The sequence below is a fragment of the Actinophytocola sp. genome (assembly GCF_036002505.1).
Lineage (GTDB): Bacteria > Actinomycetota > Actinomycetes > Mycobacteriales > Pseudonocardiaceae > DASYTH01.
Genome location: NZ_DASYTH010000247.1, coordinates 1 through 3,356, shown reverse-complemented (window position 1 = coordinate 3,356; position 3,356 = coordinate 1). Strand labels below are relative to the sequence as shown.

Below are 3,356 nucleotides of genomic sequence, written 5' to 3'. Positions count from 1 at the left end.
TGATCGTCATGGGCGGGCTGGCGCTGGCGCTGGCGTTCACCGGCCCCGGCATGCCCAGCGGCGGCTGGCAGACCGCCCTGAGCTCCTGGCTGCAGCACCTGGCCAGCGTGGTCCGGGACGCGCTCTCCTGGCTGCCGGGCTGGGTCCTCGCGCTCGTCCTCGCGTCGGGGTTCGCCCTGCTGATCCGCCGCGCCCGGCGCACCCGCCGGCCGGTGACCGAACCCGCAACCCTGGAGGAGCACGCACGTGAGCAGCGGCAGTAGCACCCGAACCCCGGCTGGCAAGCGGGCCCCGCAGATCCGGACCCGGCAGCGGCAGCAGGCTTCCCGGCTCGCCCGCGAAGCTCGATCAGTCCACGGTGGACGTTCGGATCGCCGCCCGGTGTGGATCGTGCTGGTGGTCCTGGCGGTGGTCGGGGTGGTCACCGTGCTCTACCTCATCTACCAGGACTCCCGGACCGACCCGGACGCCGTGACCGTCGGCGGCAGCGGGTTCCGGCACGCGGTCGGCCAGCCGGGTATCGGCGCCGCGGCACCGGCGTTCACGCTCGCCGCGCACACCGGCGGGCGGGTGAGCCTCGCCGACCACCGCGGCAAGAACGTGTTGCTGTACTTCCAGGAAGGGCTGATGTGCCAGCCATGCTGGGACCAGATCCGCGACCTGGAGAAGAACGCCGGCGCTGTACGGGCCGCCGGCGTCGACGCGGTCATGTCGATCACCACCGACCCCGCCGATCAGATCAACCGCAAGATGACCGACGAGAAGCTGACCACCCCGGTGCTGTCCGACCCGGACTTGCGCGTCTCCCACGCGTACACCGCCAACCAGTACGGCATGATGGGAACCAGCCGCGACGGCCACAGCTTCGTCCTGGTCGGCCCGGACGGCACCATCCGCTGGCGTGCCGACTACGGCGGCAAGCCCGACTACACCATGTTCGTCCCCACCGACAAGCTACTCACCGACCTCCGCGCGGAACGCCGGCCATGACCACCCCGGTCGAGATCACCCTGCTGACCCAGGAAAACTGCGCCTACTGCGACCATGCCAAGCAGGTCCTCGGCCGGGTGGGACACGATTTTCCGTTACGGGTCAACGAGATCGACCTCGCCAGCGAGGAAGGCCGGCTGCTGGCCAGCCGTGCGGGTGTCCTGTTCGCCCCCGGCGTCCTACTCGACGGTGATCCGTTCTCCTTCGGCCGGCTCTCCGAACGCAAACTCCGCCGAACCCTCGGCAAGCGTGGTGCGGCAATGGGTCTTGATCGTCATCAGTAGACGGTCAAGGCTCGGGCGGCCTCCGGTCACGAGCGTTTCCGTGCCCGCAGCGCCGGTCGCACGCAAGAGAAGTAGGTCGCGGTTGCGGCGGCCAGCGCGATGAGCGCGGCGGACCAGGTCGTCACGATGCGGTCTCCGGCGGGTGCCGTTCGGCCTTGAGGTCCTCGATCTCGGCGCGCAGCGCCGCGACCTCGGCGGCGCCGCCGTTGTCAGCAGCTGGCCGACGGCGGCCCATCATCCACATCATCACGCCCATTCCTACCGGGCAGGCGAGGGCGGCGAGGCCGAGAAACAGTGACGCCACGGTACATCCTCCTGGAGCTCCAACGAATCTCTCTACTATCTACGTACGGAGATAGTAGATTGTTCCCGGGCTCCCGAACCAGGAAGGCCGATCAGGTCCGCCAGGTCGTCGGAGACCAGGTCCAGCGGCTCCTGCTCGACCAGGTAGGCAAACGAGGCGTAGCCGCGCCAGATCCGCCGCCAGTGCGTCCGGACCGCGCCCGATCCGCAGGTCATCGCCACCTCGTCCAAGTAGTCGATGATGATCTCGGCTGCGTGCCTGGCCTGACCGGCCGGGCTGCACTGGACCGGCGCCGGTGTGTCCTCGCCGGCCGCGTCGATCCAGTGCCGGCGCAGCCCGCGCAGCTTGCGGGCGCGGGTGAGCCCGAGCCCGAGGGTCGCGATCCCCAGGTTGAAGCCGAGGATCTCGTCGTGGCAGGTGTCCGGGAACAGGGAGAGGCTGAGCTGCTGGATGGCGAGCTCGTACCGGTGCTCCGGGAGGTCCTCCTGGTCGAGGAAGGCGGCGTCCCGGATGTGCGGGACGCGGATGCCCATCCCGCCCAGCAGGCGGTAGGTCATCGCGATCTGGTTGCCACGCGGGTCGCCCCGGCCCAGCGCCTCGGCGTGCATCGAGTACAGCCTGCCGTCGCTGCGGCGGGCATAGCGGCCCACGGTGCCGGTCCGGTGCGTCCAGGCTCCGTCGATCATGCTGCCGAGCGCGACCGACTTCGGCCCGAAGGCGGCTTCATCACTCAGCTTGTCCCGGCAGATCCGGTCGACCCGGGCCAGCAGTGCCTCCGGGGTGTACTCGAACCAGCTCGCGTCGGTCAGCATGCCGATGGCGCCGTGCTCGAACAGCACCTCCTCGGCGATGTCCAGCACCACGGTGGCGTGGTCCCGGGCCGGCCCGCGGGTGTTCGGGTAGTTCTCGATGTTCACCAGGCGGTGGAAGAACTGCCGGTCGTCGGGCACATCGGCACGGCGCAGCAGTACGTCTGACGGCAAGTCGAGAGCCAGCGCGCGGCGCCACCCCGCCGCCGCGCGCTCGCCGATGCGGTGTGCGGACAGCTCCGGCGAGCGCCCGGCTCGCCAGGCCGCCAGCCGCGCGAGCAGGCCGGCGTGCTCCAGCTCGAGGGCCAGCGCCAGCTCGACCGCATGCAGCACCCGCGCACCCAACTCGGGCCGGTCCCCCGCCAGGTTCAGATACCCGCCGAGCACCGACCGCAGCTCGGACTCCGGCAGCGCCGGCGGCATACCGAGCAGAAAGTCGTCCACGCCGAGCGCGGCCACGGCATAGTGCACGCCGACGACCTCGGGCAGGAAGTTCGCCGGAAGCTTGGCCAGGGACAGGTAGAAAGCGCCGTGCAACGCGGTCAGCGGCAGGGCCTCGGCGGTCCGCATGAAGTCCGTGGCGCCGATCTCGGGCAGGTACACCCCGGCCGTCTCCAGTGCCCGCGCCCGCAGGTGGTGCAGCCCGCGTCGTGGATTTCCCTCTCCCCGCAACACGAACTGGTGCTGGAACAGCCGGTTCGCGATGGTCGCCGGCTGGGTCGCCGGCTGCGACACGGTGTCCAGCCAGCAGCCGCAGAGCAGGGCCAGCGGCGCCCGCTGGCGCAGTACTGCCTCGCGTACCGCCGGCTCGGACCGGGGCAGGTCCTCGAACATCGCCATGATCACCGCACGTACGCCGGCGACCCGCTCGGCGATGGCGTCCGGATCGGCGGATGGCCGGTCAGCACCGGGCACGGGGCGCGACAGGAACCCGTGCAGTACCCGGCGCGCGGCCAGCAGCACCGCCTC

5 protein-coding genes are annotated in these 3,356 nt (G+C 70.7%); 3 read left to right on the top strand and 2 right to left on the bottom strand.

Translation table 11 applies throughout. The annotated features are described in order from the left end of the window. From VGR06_RS22325 to VGR06_RS22315, 3 genes are all read left to right on the top strand, one after another. The coding region (locus tag VGR06_RS22325) for a hypothetical protein (RefSeq protein WP_327561054.1) at positions 1-263 on the top strand (263 nt) is incomplete at its 5' end. After that, a complete protein-coding gene (locus tag VGR06_RS22320; protein WP_327561053.1) occupies positions 247-990 on the top strand; it encodes a peroxiredoxin family protein in 744 nt (247 codons plus the stop codon). The genes VGR06_RS22325 and VGR06_RS22320, both read left to right, overlap by 17 nt. Continuing rightward, complete coding sequence (locus VGR06_RS22315; RefSeq protein ID WP_327561052.1) at positions 987-1,274, top strand: glutaredoxin family protein; 288 nt, start codon at positions 987-989, stop codon at positions 1,272-1,274. The genes VGR06_RS22320 and VGR06_RS22315 overlap by 4 nt, the downstream gene beginning before the upstream one ends. Positions 1,275-1,395: 121 nt before the next feature. Here the strand turns inward: VGR06_RS22315 and VGR06_RS22310 are convergent, their stop codons facing one another. Continuing rightward, complete coding sequence (locus VGR06_RS22310) at positions 1,396-1,578, bottom strand: hypothetical protein (protein ID WP_327561051.1); 183 nt, start codon at positions 1,576-1,578, stop codon at positions 1,396-1,398. A gap of 35 nt (positions 1,579-1,613) precedes the next feature. After that, the coding region (locus VGR06_RS22305) for a hypothetical protein (protein ID WP_327561050.1) at positions 1,614-3,356 on the bottom strand (1,743 nt) is incomplete at its 5' end.